Source organism: Telluria sp. RB2R28 (genome assembly GCF_059685835.1).
In genome coordinates this window covers 1,698,908-1,716,389 of the sequence record NZ_JCASIK010000001.1, presented here as the reverse complement: position 1 = coordinate 1,716,389, position 17,482 = coordinate 1,698,908, and the positions used below count along the sequence as shown (strand labels likewise).

Here is a 17,482-nt window from a genome sequence, read left to right as displayed (position 1 = left end):
CCTGCGCAGTGTCGCTCTGCCTCTGGCCCGCTGTGTTTGCTCATTGCTGACTGGCAAGAGTGTGGCAAAATAGAGGCTCGCCTTACTTCGCCGAATCGTCATGGTCACCCCATCCGTCCAGACCAACGCAGCGCGCAATGCCGCCGCCCAGCAGGCAACGCTTGCCGAGCTGGTCGCCATCGCCTGCCGCCAGGCCGGGACAGACCTGGGCGACGTCGTCCGCCGCATCGTGTCGGTGCTGCTCGACCTTACTGCAGCCGGCCCGGATCCCCGCGTCGTCATGCGTCGGGTCAAATCCGGCAATCTCCTCAAGAGCAACGATTACGCGTTCGTCCACCTGGCCACCAGCGCTCTTGAAACGGCGCTGGAGGCCGAGATCGCATTGCTGGCGCCGGGCGCCTCGGCTGCGCAGGCCGCCCCCGTGGCGCTGAGCCTCGTGCCGCTCGAGCAGATCGACCAGCAGATGGCGCTGGATGCCGTCAGCCGCCCGTTCGACCTGCAGTACTCGGAGCAGCTGGCCACCCTCGGCGTGCGCCTCGGCCTGCTGCTGGGGCGCGACCTCGTGCGCGCTGCCCATAACCCGTTTCGCCCCGCCGTGTTCCTGGGCGCGCTGCACGCGGCGTGGTGCGAGTTCGAGCCCGACCCGGAAGCGCACGGCTTGCTGGCGCCACTGCTGCGCCCGGGCCTGATGATCGATCTTGGCCCGCTCTACGAAGCGTTGACCGAGGCGCTCAAGGCCGCGCGCAAGGGCAGGGGCGACGACACGCGCTTTGCCAAGACCGATGACCGCGCCGCGCGCCGCGCCGAACGTGCACGGCGCGAAGCGTCGCTGTCGGACCAGCTGCGCCAGCTGTTCGACCCGGCGCTGGCCGTGCCGGAGATTCCGAACCTGCCGCAGGGCAGCGGTGGCTGGCGGCCCAGCACCGCGTCGGGCTTTGCGGTCGCGCCACCGGAACGGGGGGCGGATGGGGCGCCGGCAGCGGCCACGCCGGTCAGCACGGAGGCCGGCGCGCAATCCGGTGCCCTAGCCGGTGCACACGCCGGTGTCCATGCTGCCTTCCACCCAGGCGCACCAGGCCACGCCATGGCGACGACCGCCCACGGATTCACCTATGGCGCCGCCAGCGGATCATCTGCGCCCGGCGCGCTGCCACTGATCGACCTGCTCGGCCGCCTCGGCACCGGCGCCGCCATTCCCGGCATGCCGGATCTGCCCCCGTTTCTCGTCAACGCCGGTGCCCCAGGGGCCACCAGCGCGGGGCACGGCAGTAACAGCAGCGTCGCGCACGGTGCCTTCTACCTCCCGCGCCTGCGCGCCAGCCTGCCGCCCGGCGCACTCTCGCGCGGCGACGCCACCACGCTCGATCTGCTGGCGCGCGTGTTCGAAGGCGTGCTGCAGGACGATGGCGTCGCGCCCGAAACACGTGAGCTGCTGGCGTTCCTGCAGGTGCCGGTACTCAAGGCGGCCCTGCGCGACCGCAGCTTCTTCTACGAGGAAGCGCATCCCGCGCGGCGCCTGCTCGACCTGCTCTCGCAGACGGGCTGGGAGCAGCCGGCCGACCAGGACGATCCCGTCTACCGCGCCATGCGCCGCAGCGTCGAGCGGGTGCGCGATGCCGAGCAGCCTGCGTTCGAGGCCGCCGTGGCCGAACTCGAAGCCGGCCTGGCCGCGCGCGAGGCCGCCGAGCAGGCGGCCATTGCCGGTCCGATCGCCAACGCCACGCGTCAGGAAAAGCGGGTCGCCGCCGAGCGCTCAGCGCAGCGCGCGGTAGCCCGGCGCCTGGCCGGCGAGCAGCTCGTGCCGGCCGTGGCGGGCTTTCTCGAACAGCGCTGGAGCGCCGCGCTGGCGCTGGCCTACACGATCGAAGATACCCGTCCCGGCGCGATAGAAAACGCCACGCGCACGATGGAAGACCTGATCTGGAGCGTCAAGCCCAAAGCGACGCAAGAGCAGCGCAAGACCCTGATCGCGCGCCTGCCGGCGCTGCTGGCAAGCCTGAACAAATGGCTCGACGCCACGCGCTGGCAGGACGCCGAGCGGCTGCAGTTCTTTGCCGAGCTGGCCGAATGTCACGCCTCGATCGTACGCGCGCCGATCGAGCTGGCGCCCGAACGCCAGCTCGAACTGGCGGTGGAAGCGGCGCAGCAGGATGCGCTGCGCCGCGTGGCGCAGGAGCAGGCGCAGGCCGACGACGAAGCGCACGCCAGCCAGGGTCCGGAAGCCGATACCCTGGCGGGCCTCGAGCGCGGCATGCGCCTCGAGCTGGCCGAGGGCGATCGCGTCCGCAAGGTCCGCCTGGCCTGGGTCAGTCCGCTGCGCACGCTGTATATCTTCTCCGGCGCCGCGCGCCAGGAAGCGTTCTCGTTGCCGGCCGGGCGCCTGGCGGATCTGCTGCGCGCCGGCGCAATCCGTGTCGTGCTGGCCGAAGGGGTCGTCGGCCGGATCCTTGGCGCCGCCGTCGGCAGCGAGGCAGTCAACGATGCAGGCCCGCCGACAGGCCATCGCGCCGCCGAGTAAGCGCTCGTTTGTCGTCCTCCCGGTCATGGCCTTCGCCATCCCGGCGATGGTATGATGACCGCTTCTTCGCTACCTTCTTCTCCCACGCAACGTGCGCCTCTCTTCCATCAAATTGTCGGGATTCAAATCGTTCGTCGATCCCACCAATTTTCAGGTGCCCGGCCAGCTGGTCGGCGTGGTCGGCCCCAATGGCTGCGGCAAGTCGAACATCATCGACGCCGTACGCTGGGTGCTGGGTGAATCCAAGGCCTCCGAGCTGCGCGGCGAGTCGATGCAGGACGTGATCTTCAACGGCTCCACGCACAGGAAGCCCGCCGGGCGCTCGTCGGTCGAACTGGTGTTCGACAACAATGCCGGCAAGGCTGCCGGCCAGTGGGGCCAGTACGCCGAGATCGCGGTCAAGCGCACGCTTACGCGCGACGGCACCTCAACCTACTACATCAACGGCCAGCCGGTGCGTCGGCGCGACATCCAGGACATCTTTCTGGGCACGGGCCTGGGCCCGCGCGCCTATGCCATCATCGGCCAGGGCATGATTTCGCGGATCATCGAATCGCGCCCCGAAGAACTGCGCGTGTTCCTCGAAGAAGCCGCCGGCGTCTCCAAGTACAAGGAGCGCCGCCGCGAAACTGAAAACCGCCTGTCCGATACGCGCGAGAACCTGCTGCGGGTCGAAGACATCCTGCGCGAACTGAACGCCAACCTGGAGAAGCTGGAAGCTCAGGCGGCCGTCGCGCGGCGCTTCCAGCAGATGCAGTCCGACCAGGAGGAAAAGCAGAAGCTCCTCTGGCTGCTGCGCAAGAACGACGCCAACGCCGAGCAGGTCCGTTTTTTCCGCGAGATCGAAGACGCGCAGACCGGACTCGAAGCCCAGACCGCGCAACTGCGCGGCGTGGAGCTCGACCTCGAGCACCTGCGCCAGGCGCACTTCGCTGCGGGCGACCGCCTGCACACGGCCCAAGGTGCGCTCTATAGCGTGAACGCGGAGATCGGCAGTCTCGAAGCGCAGATCAAGTTCGTCGTCGAATCGCGCACGCGCCTGCAAAACCAGATCGCCACGCTGAGCGCCCAGCGCGACGGCTGGTCGACCCAGGCCGAAGAACACCGCGAAGGCCAGGAAGAAGCAGAGATGCAGCTCGAAGAACTGGCCGCGCGCGCGGAAGGCGCCCAGATCGCGGTCGAAGTGCATGGAGAGCGCCTGCCCGAACTCGAAGCGGCCTGGCGCGCCGGCCAGGATGCGGCCAATGCGGCGCGTGCGCGCATCATGGCGGTCCAGCAGCGTATCGAGCTGGCAGCCGCCCACGGGCGCAACGCCGGCGGTATCCTGGCCAATCTGGTCGTGCGGCGCGAGCGCCTGCAGCAAGAGCGCAACACGCTGAACCTGCCCGACAGCGCCACGCTCGACAACCTGCGTCTGCAGCTCGAAGAAAAGCAGCTGGCGCTTGAAGAACAGACGCAGGCACTGGACGACGCCACCGCGCGCCAGGACACCGTCGAAGCCGACCGCCGCCTGGCCAACGGCGACGTCCAGCGCGAGAGCGCCGCCAACACGCAGCTCGAAGCACGCCTGGCCGCGCTGCGCCAGATGCAGGACCGCGTGCAAACCAAAGGCAAGGTCCAGCCCTGGTTGCAGAAGCACGCGCTGGCCGACTTGCCGCGCCTGTGGCAGCAGCTCGATGTCGAGGCGGGCTGGGAAACGGCGCTCGAAGCCGTGCTGCGCGAACGCGCCGGCGCGCTCGACGTGTCGGACCTCGACGCCACCAAGGTCTTTTTCAACGATCCGCCACCCGCGCGCCTGGCGCTGTACGCGCCGCAGCCGGGTGCTGCGCGTGACCCGGCGCCGGCCGGCCTAACGCCGTTCGCGAGCCTCTTGCGCATCAACGACGCCGGCGTGCGCGGTGTGCTCGATGACTGGCTGCATGGCGTGTATATCGCGCAGGATGCGTCGGAAGCGTTTGACGCGCGCGCCCGCCTGCCGCATGGCGCCAGCTTCGTCACGCGCCAGGGCCACGTGATTACCCGTTCGAGCGTGCGCTTCCATGCGCCCGACGCCGAGCAGGATGGCATGCTGGCGCGCCAGCACGAGATCGACAACACCGACAAGCAGGTGCGCGCGCAGGCGCTGCTGGCGAATGAGGCGCGTGAGCGCGCCGCCCGCGCCGACGCCGCCGTTCTCGATCTGGCGCGCCGTGTGCAGGATGCGCGCGCCCGCGTCGCGACCCTGCAGCGCGAGGTGCACGCGCTGCAGATCGAGGTGCTCAAGCAAAGCGAGATCGAAGCCCGCTTCAACCAGCGCAGTGGCCAGATCGCGGCCGACCTGACCGAGATTGCGGCGCAGGAAGCCGAGCAGCGCCAGGCGCAGGCGGAAGCGGAGCAAACCTTCGAAGAACTCGAGATGCAACTGGCCGAACTGCAGGAAGCGAGCGAAGACGACCAGGCCGCGTTCCAGGACCAGGAGCAGGCGCTGGCCCGCGCGCGCGAACACCTGCGCGACCTGGAGCGCGGCGCGCAGGAAGCGCAGTTCGCCGAGCGCGCCCAGCGCAGCCGCATCGACGAATTGCGCCGCACGATCGCCACCGCCGCCACGCAGGCCGAGCAGGTTGGCGCGAGCCTGGCGCAGGCGCGCCTGGAACTGGCAGCACTCGAAAGCGGCAGCGCCCACGAAGGCCTGCAAGTGCTGCTCGATCAGCGCACGACGCAGGAAGCGGCATTATCAAGCGCCCGCCATGAACTCGACCAGGTCGCGCAGCAGCTGCGCACGGCCGAAGAATCGCGCATGCAGACCGAACGCAGCCTGCAGCCGCAACGTGACCGCATCACCGAGCTGCAACTGAAGGAGCAGGCGGCGCGTCTGAACCAGGAGCAGTTCGCCGAAGCGCTGGCCGCCACCGGCACCGATGAAGCCGAGTTGCAGGCCAAGCTCGTCCCCGACCTCAAGCCGCAATACCTGCAGGGCGAAGTCACGCGCCTGACCAATGCCATTGCCGGCCTGGGCGCTGTCAACCTGGCGGCGGTGGACGAACTGGCGCAGGCGAGCGAGCGCAAGCACTTCCTCGATTCGCAGAACGCCGACCTGAGTGAAGCCATCGCCACGCTGGAAGACGCGATCGGGCGCATCGACCGCGAAACGCGCGACCTGCTGCAGGACACGTTCGACCGCGTGAACGGCCATTTCTCGGAGCTGTTCCCGATCCTGTTCGGCGGCGGCAATGCGCGCCTGGTGATGACGGGCGACGAGATCCTCGACGCCGGCGTGCAGGTGATGGCGCAACCGCCGGGCAAGAAGAACGCCACGATCCACCTGCTGTCGGGTGGCGAGAAAGCCCTGACCGCCACGGCGCTCGTGTTTTCGATGTTCCGCCTGAACCCGGCGCCATTCTGCCTGCTCGACGAAGTCGATGCGCCGCTGGACGACGCCAACACCGAGCGGTTCTGCCGCATGGTCAAGCGCATGTCGGAGCACACGCAGTTCCTGTTCATCTCGCATAACAAGATCGCGATGGAGATGGCCAGCCAGCTGATCGGCGTGACGATGCAGGAGCAGGGCGTCTCGCGCATCGTCGCGGTGGACATGGAAGCGGCCGCGGATCTCGTCGCCGCGTGAGCGTGCGGCCTTCGCGTGCGGCCCGGCCCGTGTCAGAATGCTAATAAATGACATTCACGTGGGGGAGTTGGTATCATTGCATGCCTTCGCGTGGGGACTGCCCGCACACGTGGCATTTCGATTGAATCACCCAGTTCGCGGCAAGACCAGGACCGTGTGTCCGGCGCGACTTTCGCTATTGAGGCACAAGCAGCATGACTGATCTCCAAATGAGCCTGATCGCAGCCGGCGGCGTGTTCGTCGTCGGTGTCGTCACTTACAACAAATGGCAGGAGTACAAGGCCAGGAAAAGCGTCGAGCGCGCGTTCGCATCGGACCACGACGACGTCTTGATGCGCACCGGCGAAGGTGCGCCGGCGGCCGAACGCAGCGAGCCGATGTTCGACCTCGGTGTGCCGTCGGCGACACTGCCAGCTACCCCGCCAGCGGCCCCTGTCCCCGGCGCCGCCGCGCCCGTGAAGGACACCGAATTTACCTACACGCGCGTAAACGAGCCGACGCTCGATGCGGACGCGTTTACGGTCGCCGACACCAAGCCCGAGCCACAGCTCGATGCGCCGGTACTGGGCGACACGCCGACGCCGGCGCCGGTTGCCGCGCCAGCAACTGAAGAAACGCCTGTGCCTGTAAAGACGCCGGCACCTGCACCGGTACCAACGCCGGCTGCACCAGTTGCCCCAACCGCACCAGCCGCACCCGTCGCGCCGCCGTCCTACCGCGCTGCCGGCGCCACCGCCGCGCAGGACGCCGTGGCCGCATCGCTCCCGGGCACGCGCCCTGGCATGCCGCCGGCCGAACTGGCCGAATGCCTGGTCGATCCGCTGATCGACTGCATGATCCCGCTGGCGCTGGAAGCGCCGGTCCGTGGCGACAAGATCCTGCCGACGCTGCACGGCCTGCGCCGTGTGGGCAACAAGCCGATCCACTACATCGGCTTTGCCGTCAGCGGCGAGTGGGAGCCGATCGTGCACGGCGGCGTGTACACCAAGCTGCAGGCGGGTGTGCAGATGGCCACGCGCACCACGGCCCTGAACGAACTCGAATACTCCGAACTCGTCACGCGCCTGCGCGCGGTGGGCGACGACATCGGCGCCGAGCCGCACGTGCCGGACATGATCGAAGTGATGAGCGAAGCACGTACGCTGCACCGTTTTGTCGCCGGTCACGACGCGCAGCTGAGCGTCAACCTGGCCGCCAACGGCGCGCCATGGGCGATGTCCACGCTGATCGGCGCGCTCGAGAACGCGGGCTTCGACGTGCGTCCAGATGGCCGCTTTGCGATGCCGGACCGTGACGGCGCTGGCAACAGCGTGCTGTTTACGCTCTCGACCAACGTCACGCTGGGCGCCGACACCACGTCGCGCCTGACACTGCTGCTGGACGTGCCGTGCGTGTCGCCGGCGCGCGATCCTTTCGGCCGCATGGTCGATACCGCGCGCGCACTCACGCAGCGCCTGGACGCGACCATCGTCGACGATGGCAACCAGCCGCTCGAAGCCGAAGCGCTCGACGACATCAAGGGCCAGGTGGTCGAGTTCTACGCCGAGATGGACGCCGCCGACATCGCCGCCGGCTCGACCCGGGCACTGCGCCTGTTCTGCTGAGGACCGTCCCGTGACCGAGCAACTTGATGCCCCGGCCCGGATGGCCTGGCTGGTCGCGGAACTGAACCGCGCCAGCTACAACTACCACGTGCTCGACGCCCCGACGATTCCGGACGCCGAGTACGATCGCCTGTACCACGAGCTGGCCGCGCTCGAGACGCTGCATCCGCAAGCGATCGCGCCCGATTCGCCGACCCAGCGCGTGGGCGACGCCCCGATCTCCGAATTCAACCAGGTCACGCATGCGGTGCCGATGCTGTCGCTGAATAACGGGTTCGCCGACGACGATGTCGACAACTTCGACCGCCGCGTGCGCGAGGGGCTCGAGACGCGCGAAGTCGCCTACAACGCCGAACTCAAATTCGACGGCCTGGCCATCAGCCTGCGCTACGAAAACGGCCGCTTCGTGCAGGCCGCCACGCGCGGCGATGGCTACACGGGCGAAGACGTCACTGCGAATATCCGCACCGTGCGCGTGATCCCGATGCGCCTGCATGGCGACGCCGTGCCGGCCGTGCTCGAAGTGCGTGGTGAAGTGCTGATGTTCAAGCGCGATTTCGAGAGTCTGAACGAGCGCCAGCGCGCCGCCGGCCACAAGGAATTCGCCAACCCCCGCAACGCCGCCGCCGGCAGCCTGCGCCAGCTGGATGCGCGCATCACCAGTGCGCGCCGGCTGCGCTTTTTCGCCTATGGTGTCGGCCAGCTCGAGGGCGCGCCAGCGGCGCTGCCCGCATCGCATTCGGCCATGCTCGACTGGCTCGATGCGCTCGGCCTGCCGGTGGCGAAGGAGCGCCAGGTGGTCACAGGGCGCGACGGCTTGCTGGGGTTCTACCGCGACATCGGCGAGCGCCGCGCGTCGCTCCCGTACGAGATCGACGGCGTCGTCTACAAGGTCGACCGGCTGGAGGACCAGCGCACGCTGGGCTTCGTCTCGCGCGCGCCGCGGTTCGCGCTGGCGCATAAATTCCCGGCCGAAGAAGCCTTGACCACGGTCCAGGCGATCGAAGTCCAGGTCGGCCGCACCGGCGCCATCACGCCGGTCGCGCGCCTGGTTCCCGTATCGGTTGGCGGCGTGACCGTCACCAACGCCACGCTGCACAACGAAGACGAAGTGCGGCGCAAGGACGTGCGGGTGGGCGACACGGTCATCGTGCGCCGCGCCGGTGACGTCATTCCCGAGGTGCTGGGCGTCGTGCTCGAACGCCGTTTGATGCCTGAACCTCCGGTGTACACCTTGCCGGCGACCTGCCCGGTGTGCGGCTCGCACGTCGTGCGCGAAGAAGGCGAGATCGTCGCGCGCTGCTCCGGCGGCCTGACCTGCGCCGCGCAGCGCAAGGAGGCAATCCGCCACTTCGCGGGCCGCCGCATGATGGACATCGAAGGGCTGGGCGACCGCTATATCGACAGCCTGGTCGAAGCGAACCTGGTCACCGGTGTGGCCGACCTGTACAAGCTGACGCAGGACGACCTGCTCAAGATGAAGCGCCTGGCCGATGAGGCCGAGGCTGCGACACCGGAAACCGTCCGGCAGGGCAAGGTGCCGACCAAGTGGGCCGACAATCTGCTCGCGGCGATTGCCGCCAGCAAGGCGCCGCCGCTCGAACGCCTGCTGTTCGCACTGGGCATCCGCCATGTGGGCGAGTCCACCGCCAAGACACTGGCCGAGTATCTGGGCAGCCTGGCGCTGGTGCGCCGCGCCCCGGCCGCGCTGCTGCGCGTGCTGCCCGATATCGGCGGCACGGTGGCGCAGTCGATCGCCGACTTCTTCGCCGAGGAAAAAAACCAGATTGCGCTCGATGCCTTGCTCGCGGCCGGCGTGGCGCCCAAGGGCGAGCATCCGCCCAAGGCGCAGCTGCGCGAGAAGCTCGACGAGATCAAGCTGCTGGCTGCGCTGGACATCCCGAAACTGACCGAGCCACGTGCGCGCCAGATCATTGCCGCGGGCCAGACGCTCGACGCCATCGCGGCGCGTACCGACTTCGGCATCTTCGGCTTGCCGGCCACGGTGGCGAGCGCACTCGAAGAATGGCTGGCCAACGCGGCCAACCGCGACCTGCTGACGGCGCTGGCGGCCATGCGGCGCGAACTGCTCGATGCGGTGCCCGAAGCAGCGCCAGCGCCGGAAGGCCCATTGACCGGCAAAACGTTCGTGCTGACCGGGACGCTGCCGACGATGAGCCGCGACGCGGCTGGCGCGCTGATCGAAGCGGCCGGCGGCAAGATCGCCGGCTCGGTGTCGAAGAAGACTTCGTACGTGGTGGCCGGTGCCGAGGCAGGCAGCAAGCTGGCCAAGGCCGAAGAACTGGGCGTCGCGATCCTGGACGAAGCGGCGCTGCTGGCGCTGCTCGAACAATCATCCCAACCTGACTGATTACGATGACCCTGATCCGCAAAGCCGTATTTCCTGTCGCCGGTCTTGGCAGCCGCTTCCTGCCCGCGACCAAGGCGCAGCCGAAGGAAATGCTGCCGATCGTCGACAAGCCGCTGATCCAGTACGCGGTCGAAGAGGCAGTCGCCGCCGGCATCACGGAGCTCATCTTCATCACGGGCCGCAACAAGCGCGCGATCGAAGACCATTTCGATACCGCCTACGAACTCGAGGCCGAGCTGGAAGCGGCCGGCAAGCAGAAGCTGCTCGAGACGGTGCGCAATGTCATTCCGAAGAACGTCAACTGCATCTACATCCGCCAGTCCTCGCCTCTGGGCCTGGGCCACGCGGTGCTGTGCGCGCGCCCGGTGGTGGGCAACGATCCGTTCGCCGTCCTGCTGGCCGACGACTTCATGGACACCGCCGAGGGCCACAAGCCGGTGCTGGCGCAGATGACCGACCTCTATACGTATGAGCGCAGCAGCATCCTGGCGGTGCAGGATGTGCCGCGCGAGCAGACGCGCCAGTACGGGATCGTCAGCGCCTCGCCGTACCGCCCGAACCTCGAACTGGTGTCCGGCATCATCGAGAAACCGCAGCCAGCCGATGCGCCGTCGACGCTGGCCGTCGTTGGCCGCTACGTGCTGTCGCCATCGATCTTCGGCTACCTCGAGACGATCGGCAAAGGCGCCGGCGGCGAAATCCAGCTCACCGACGGCATCGCCGCGCTGATGCAGGCCGAGCGCGTGCTGGCCTACCGCTACGCCGGCCAGCGCTACGACTGCGGCTCGAAACTTGGCTACCTGCAGGCGATGACGGCCATGGGCCTGAAACACCCCGAGACCGCCGAAGGCTTTCGCGCGTCGCTGACCGCGCTGCTGGCCGGGGAGGGGGTGCCATGACCGTACGAACCATCCTGCGCATGGGCGACCCGCGCCTGCTGCGCGTTGCCCCGCCGGTCACGCACTTTGATACGCCCGAACTGCACACGCTGGTGGCCGACATGTTCGAGACCATGCATGCGGCCAAGGGCGTGGGCCTGGCCGCGCCGCAGATCGGCATCGACCTGCAACTGGTGGTCTTCGGCTTCGCCAGCAACCAGCGCTATCCGGACGCGCCGCCGGTGCCGGAAACCGTGTTGATCAATCCCGTGCTCACGCCGATTGGCGAGGCGATGGAAGAGGGCGTTGAAGGCTGCCTGTCGATACCCGGCCTGCGCGGCAGCGTGCCGCGCTACACGCGCCTGCATTACGAAGGCTTCGACCAGTTTGGCAAGCGCATTGCCGTCGACGCCGAAGGATTCCATGCGCGCGTGGTGCAGCATGAAGTGGATCACCTGCTGGGCATCCTGTACCCGTCGCGTATTCGCGACTTCAACCGCTTCGGTTTCACCGACGTGATGTTCCCTGACCTTGAGACGAAAGCGAACGCTTGATGCGCACTCTTTATTTGCTGGCGCTCCTGGGCGCGGCGCCGCTGGCGCATGGCGCCGACTTCTTCACGAAGATCGACCCGGCCCCGACAAGCCAATTGTGGATCGACACCGGCTTTTACACGGCCCACTTCGACGGCGACAAGGACCTGAACAACAACAACAAGGGCCTGGCGCTCGAGTACCGCTTCAGCGGCACCCTGGCCGCCACCGGCGGGCGCTTCTACAACAGCGACCGCGCCTGGTCGAACTACGCCGGCGTGATCTGGCAGCCGTATGCAGTCGGGCCGGTGCGCGTGGGTCTGGCTCTGGCGGCGTTCGACGGCTACCCGAAAACGCGTGACGGCGGCTGGTTTCCAGGCGTGATTCCCACGCTGACCTATGAGTACCAGCGCGTGGGCGTGAATGTCGGGATCATCCCGAACTACAAGGACCGCCTGTACGGCGGGATCTCTTTCCAGCTCAAGTTCAAGCTGTTCCAACGTTAAATGCAAAAGCGGGGGTCAGGTCTGACATTCGGACACGATCTCGACAGTCAGGTAGCCGGAACTAGCCGGCACGGGGCGATGCTAGTACCAGGCAAGTCGCTAAACCAAGTGGCTAAGGCCGAGGCCGTGTCTGAATGTCAGACCTGACCCCGGCTGTGCCATTCACGCGTTCAATGCCAGAGCGGTCAGCTTTCCTTCGGATACGGACTCGGTCCGCCATCCGCGATGAACGCGTCGATCCGCTGCTGCAGCACCGGCAGCGGCACCGAGCCCATATGCAGCACGGTGTCGTGGAAGTTGCGGATATCGAACTTCGGCCCCAGCGCCTTTTCGGCACGGGCGCGGGCTTCCTGGATCGCCATCTGGCCCAGGTAGTACGACAGCGCCTGGCCCGGCCACGAGATGTAGCGATCCACTTCGGTCTCGACTTCGTGCTTCGACAGCGCCGTGTTCTCCATCAGGTAGGCCTGCGCCTGTTCGCGCGTCCAGCCCTTGGCGTGCACGCCCGTATCGACCACGAGGCGTGACGCGCGCCAGGCCTGGTAGCTGAGCATCCCGAAGACTTCATATGGTGTCTCGTAGATGCCCATCTCGGCCCCCAGGCGCTCGGTGTACAGTGCCCAGCCTTCGCCGTAGGCCGAGATGTACGCGCGCCGGAACGGCGGCACGCCTTTCTGTTCCTGCGCCAGCGGAATCTGGAATGCGTGGCCGGGTGCCGATTCGTGCAGCGTCAGCGCCGGCAGGCTGTAGAGCGGGCGCGCCGGCAGGTTGTACGTGTTCACCCAGTACATGCCCGGACCGCCGCGGCCGGCGGTCCAGAACGGCGCCTGGTCGTCCGGCACCGGCACGATCGCAAAGCGCCGGCGTGGCAGGTGGCCGAAATACTGGTCGGCCTTGGCGTCGAAGCGCTTGGCGGTCCACGCCGCACTCTTGAGCAGCTCGGCCGGCGTCTTCGCGTAGAACTGCGGATCGGTGCGCAGAAACTGCAGGAAGGCCTGCAGGTCGCCCTTGAAGCCGACCTGCTGCATGATGACGTGCATCTCGGCGCGGATCTTGGCCATCTCGGCCAGACCGATCGCATGGATCTGGTCGGCCGTCAGGCTGGTCGTCGTGAATTCGACGATCTTCGACTGGTAGTAGTCCTCCCCGCCCGGCATGGCCTGGGCGGCCAGCGTGGTGCGGGCTTTTGGGACGTATTCGTCGCGGAAGAAGGCGAGCGTCTTCGCGTGGGCCGGCTGCACCTTGCCGGCGATGATGGCGACGGCCTGGCGGCGCAGCGCTTCCTGCTCGGCAGCGGGCATGGTCGACGGCATCTCTTTGAACGGGCCGTAGAACACGGTGTCCTGCGGCGACTTGGCCTCGGTCACCGACAGCAGCGTGCTTTCGCGGCCGGCCAGCGTGACCTTCGGCGGCGTGAAGCCGCGCGCCAGGCCGGCGCGCATATTGCCGATCTCCTCGTCGAAATAGGCCGGAATGCCTTCAAGCTGGTCCAGGTAATTGCGGTAGGCCTGCGTGGTGGTGAGAGGGCGGCGCGCGCTGTAGGTGACGCCGGTCCAGAATGCGCTGTCGGCATTGACCGGCTGCTCGAACTCGCGAAACACCTGGGCATCGTGCAGCGAGGCGATCTGCGCGCGGTACACGGCGAAGTTGATGCGCTCGGCCGGCGACAGGCTGGCAGGCTTGATCGCATCGAGCTGTTTCAGGATGCCGGCCCAGTACACACGGCGCGCCTCCTGCGCTGGCGCGTCGACCCGGGGGAAGCCGCGGCTGGCGTCCGGCGCGTCCTCATCGCGTTCGAGCTTTTCCGCGACGCGCCACTTCCATTCCCGCGTGTAGATGTTCTTGAAGCGCGCATCGGCTGGCGTTGCCTGCGCAGGCTTGCCCGCTGCAGGCACAGCTGCTATCGCTGCTGCTGGCGCCATGGCCAATCCCATTACCACGAAGGCCGTCGAGATGACGGCGCTGAGCTTCTTCTTTTCCATTGAATCCCAATCCATGAGTGTGCATGATGCTCGGGAGCATGTTCGCCCGGCGCATGCCATCTTAGCGGGGATTGCCGGGAATGCCTACTGCATGTAAACACCTTCTTCATAGCGTACTGACGCCTTGTCGATGGCCTGCAGAGGCATATTTCTGCGCACGATTTACTTCGGCCTTTCAAAAGAAACAGTGAAAAGCCACGATATAATGTTGCCAACCTAATGCCGGGCAAGCGCACGACGCATGCGTACGACGACTCCGCACCGCAGCGTGCATGGACCTTTCATGATAATAACGGCCGCAATTGCTTTTCGATCCAGACATGATGACGAGTAAGGGTGATCCCGGCCGCTCTGTCGAGCACCTGTTACTCATTCAGTCCTGGCGGCGTCTCGCCGACCAGCTGGGGCCACTCATTGGCGACAGCGGTTTCTGCGCGCTGTATGGCCGGGCCCTGCGCCTTGTCGGCCCCGATTACACATGGCTGGCCATGACTGCGCCATGCAAGACCCGCGCCGCCCAGATCGACGCGCTGGACGACATGCTCGCCAGCGTCGCACCCGACCTCGCACAAGTGGCCCATGCGGCCCTGCTCCAGAAATTTACCGACCTGCTGGCGTCGCTGATCGGGCACGCACTTGCGCGGCGCCTGCTCGACGCCGCAGCGGTAGATGGAGAAGAGAAGAAAGTACAGGATCACAACTAATGAGCGACAAAGTATCACTTGGGAAATTGAGCACTGGTGTGCAAGGGCTCGATGTCCTGCTCGGTGGTGGACTGAGCGAGTTTTCGTTCAACCTGATCGCCGGGCCACCGGGTTCAGGCAAGACCACGCTGGCGCACCAGATCATGTTCTCCCTCGCGACCACCGAGCGGCGCGCCCTGTTTTTCACCGTGCTGGGCGAGCCGCCGCTGAAGATGCTGCGCTACCAGCAGCAGTACAGTTTCTTCGACATGCAGAAGGTCGGCACTGCGGTGCGTTACGTGAACCTGGCCGAAGACCTTCGCGCTGGCGACTTCAGCACCGTGCTGGCGCGCATGATGAAAGAGGTCGAGGACTTCGCGCCGAGCCTCGTGTTCGTCGATTCGTTCCGCTCGGTCGCGCAGACGGCGCGCAGCGGCAATGAGGGCGTGGCCGACCTGCAGCACTTCATCCAGGATCTCGGCACGCGCATGACGAGCTGGCAAGCGACCACGTTCCTGATCGGCGAATATGCCAACAGCGATGCCGAGGCCAGTCCGATCATGACGGTGGCCGACGGCATGATCTCGCTGACGCCCGTCCATGACGACAATTCGGTGGTGCGCAAGATGCGCGTGGTGAAGATGCGTGGCCAGGCCCACATGAATGGCTCGCACACTTTCCGCATCACCGACGATGGTATCCGTGTCTATCCGCGCATGCTGCCGCCACTGGCACACGACCACCACGGTGGTGCGCCGACCGACCGCGATCCCCGGCGCATCCCCACCGGCACGACTGATCTGGACGTGCTGCTGTACGGGGGGCTGCCACAGGGGCATTCGCTGCTGGTGACGGGACCGAGCGGTTGCGGCAAGACCATTCTGGCCACGCGCTTCCTGCAAGAGGGTGTGCGCCGTGGCGAAAAGGGCGTGGCCCTGTCGTTCGAGAAAGGCACGTCGCGCCTGCGCAATGCCGAACTGGCCGAAATGGTGGCGTCCGGCGACGTGGAGGTGCTGGAAAGCCGCATGATCGACCTGACGGTCGATGAAGTACTCGAGGCGCTGACCGAGGCGATCGACCGCACCGGCGCGCGCCGGGTGGTGGTCGATTCGCTGTCCGAGCTGTCGCTGTATCTGGCGCCGGAAGGGCGCAACCAGTTGCGCTCCACGGTGTTCCAGATGCTCACGTCACTGGCCAAGCGCAACGTCACGGTACTGGTCACGATGGGGATGGACGACGACTTCACGCATCTGCGCTTTAGCCAGTCCGAAATCGCCTATCTGACCGATGCGGTCGTCCTGATGCGTTTTGGCGAGAGTGCCGGCCAGCTGCGCCGGTTCATTTCGGTGGTCAAGGTGCGCGGCAGCGGCCACAGTCACGACCTGCGCGAGTTCCATATCAACGACGCCGGCATCAACATCGATCCGATCAGCTCCGCCCACGAAGGCGTGCTGCATGGGTTGCCCACCTCGCGCGGCGCGGCCTGAATGACTTCCGTGCCGGCGCTACAGGCCAACGAGCCAGCCACGCGTGACAGCCGCCTCGCGCAGCTCGAAAGCGAGAACGCGCGGCTGCGGCGCGAGCTCGATGCCAGCACGACGCTGGCTCTGAGCCTGCGCGAAGCCAACGAACACCTGGTGCTGGCCGCGGTCGATGCGCAAACATCGCGCGATGACGCCGAAGACACCAACCGGCGCCAGAACGAGTTCCTGGCCATGCTGGCGCACGAACTGCGCAATCCGCTGGTGCCGATCAGTGTGTCGGCCGGCTTGCTCGAACGCGGCCCGGTGGCAACCTTGCCGCTGGCGCGCCTCACGGCCGTGATCCAGCGCCAGGTCGACCACATGGCGCGCCTGCTCGACGACCTGCTCGACGCCGCGCGACTGAGCAGCGGCAAGATCACGCTGGCGATCGAGCCGCTGCGCCTGGCCGAAGTGCTCGAACACGCCGCCGAGACGATCCTGCCGCGCGTGCGCGAGCGCCGTCAGCGCCTGACGATCGCCCACGACCGACGCGATCCCGTCGTCGACGGCGACCGCGTGCGCCTGACGCAGGTCTTCACCAATCTGCTCAACAACGCCTCGAAGTACACGCAGGATGGCGGCCAGGTGACTGTCAGCGTGGGTTGCGACGACGGCATCGCGGTCACGATCGCTGACAACGGCGCCGGCATGTCGGCTGAAACCATCGGGCGCGCGTTCGAGCTGTTCACGCAGGGACCGCGCACGCTGGCACGCTCCGAGGGCGGACTGGGCGTGGGCCTGAACGTCGTGCGCAATCTGGTGAGCATGCATGGCGGCAGCGTGACTGCCGGCAGCGGCGGCCCGGGGCAGGGCAGCACCTTCATCGTGAGGCTGCCGCAATCGTCGCTTGATGCCCCGCGTACCCCCACCGCTGGGCCAGTGCATACGGCCAGTAACATGCGCCGCATCCTGGTCATCGAAGACAATGGCGACGCCGCTGACGTGCTGCGCATGCTGCTCGAACTCGAGGGCCACCAGGTCGAGATCGCGGCCGAGGGGCATGCCGGCCTGGCACTCGCACTCGAAGGACGTTTCGACGCCATCGTCTGCGACATCGGCCTGCCCGGCATCGATGGCCTGGAGCTGATGACGCGCCTGCGCGCCGCACAACCGAACCCACGGCCGCTGACGGTCGCGCTGTCGGGCTATGGCCAACCGAGCGACCGCGCGAGCGCACTGGCCGCCGGATTCGATCGCTACCTGGTCAAGCCGGTGTCTCCGGCCACGCTCGTCGAGGCGCTGGCTGGCGTGTCGGCCGCCTCGGGGTACGTAGCCTAAAC

At 67.1% G+C, this 17,482-nt stretch carries 11 protein-coding genes; 10 read left to right on the top strand and 1 reads right to left on the bottom strand.

Annotated elements, in window-relative coordinates; all coding sequences use genetic code 11:
• Positions 1–100: 100 nt before the first annotated feature.
• The 7 genes from AC56LV_RS07420 to AC56LV_RS07390 all read left to right on the top strand — a co-directional run bounded on the left by AC56LV_RS07420 (position 101) and on the right by AC56LV_RS07390 (position 12,014).
• Positions 101–2,518: a DUF1631 family protein gene (locus AC56LV_RS07420; RefSeq protein WP_499556724.1), complete on the top strand. Its 2,418-nt coding sequence runs from the start codon at positions 101–103 to the stop codon at positions 2,516–2,518.
• Positions 2,519–2,609: 91 nt separating this feature from the next.
• The gene (gene smc, locus AC56LV_RS07415) at positions 2,610–6,122 is read left to right on the top strand and encodes a chromosome segregation protein SMC (protein ID WP_499556723.1); all 3,513 of its coding nucleotides are present in this window, start codon (positions 2,610–2,612) and stop codon (positions 6,120–6,122) included.
• A 194-nt stretch (positions 6,123–6,316) separates the two neighbouring features.
• Entirely contained in the window at positions 6,317–7,726 is a 1,410-nt protein-coding gene (locus AC56LV_RS07410) for a cell division protein ZipA C-terminal FtsZ-binding domain-containing protein (protein ID WP_499556722.1), read from the top strand.
• A 40-nt stretch (positions 7,727–7,766) separates the two neighbouring features.
• Positions 7,767–10,097 carry an NAD-dependent DNA ligase LigA gene (ligA, locus tag AC56LV_RS07405; RefSeq protein ID WP_499556789.1) on the top strand — a complete coding sequence of 777 codons (2,331 nt, stop codon included), beginning with the start codon at positions 7,767–7,769 and terminating at the stop codon, positions 10,095–10,097.
• A gap of 5 nt (positions 10,098–10,102) precedes the next feature.
• A complete protein-coding gene (gene galU / locus AC56LV_RS07400) occupies positions 10,103–10,996 on the top strand; it encodes a UTP--glucose-1-phosphate uridylyltransferase GalU (RefSeq protein ID WP_499556721.1) in 894 nt (297 codons plus the stop codon).
• Positions 10,993–11,529, top strand: a complete 537-nt coding sequence (gene def, locus AC56LV_RS07395) for a peptide deformylase (RefSeq protein ID WP_499556720.1) — start codon at positions 10,993–10,995, stop codon at positions 11,527–11,529. The genes galU and def overlap by 4 nt, the downstream gene beginning before the upstream one ends.
• Complete coding sequence (locus AC56LV_RS07390; protein WP_499556719.1) at positions 11,529–12,014, top strand: hypothetical protein; 486 nt, start codon at positions 11,529–11,531, stop codon at positions 12,012–12,014. Before def ends, AC56LV_RS07390 begins: the two co-directional genes overlap by 1 nt.
• Before the next feature lie 185 nt (positions 12,015–12,199).
• Here the strand turns inward: AC56LV_RS07390 and AC56LV_RS07385 are convergent, their stop codons facing one another.
• Entirely contained in the window at positions 12,200–13,996 is a 1,797-nt protein-coding gene (locus AC56LV_RS07385) for a DUF885 domain-containing protein (protein ID WP_499556718.1), read from the bottom strand.
• Positions 13,997–14,316: 320 nt separating this feature from the next.
• Here AC56LV_RS07385 and AC56LV_RS07380 point away from each other — a divergent pair, with 320 nt between their 5' ends.
• From AC56LV_RS07380 to AC56LV_RS07370, 3 genes are read left to right on the top strand one after another with little or no spacing between them, the layout of a single operon-like run.
• Positions 14,317–14,700, top strand: coding sequence for a hypothetical protein (locus tag AC56LV_RS07380; protein WP_499556717.1), 384 nt, complete (start codon positions 14,317–14,319; stop codon positions 14,698–14,700).
• A complete protein-coding gene (locus AC56LV_RS07375) occupies positions 14,700–16,166 on the top strand; it encodes an ATPase domain-containing protein (RefSeq protein ID WP_499556716.1) in 1,467 nt (488 codons plus the stop codon). Before AC56LV_RS07380 ends, AC56LV_RS07375 begins: the two co-directional genes overlap by 1 nt.
• A complete protein-coding gene (locus AC56LV_RS07370; RefSeq protein ID WP_499556715.1) occupies positions 16,167–17,480 on the top strand; it encodes a hybrid sensor histidine kinase/response regulator in 1,314 nt (437 codons plus the stop codon).
• Positions 17,481–17,482 lie beyond the last annotated feature (2 nt).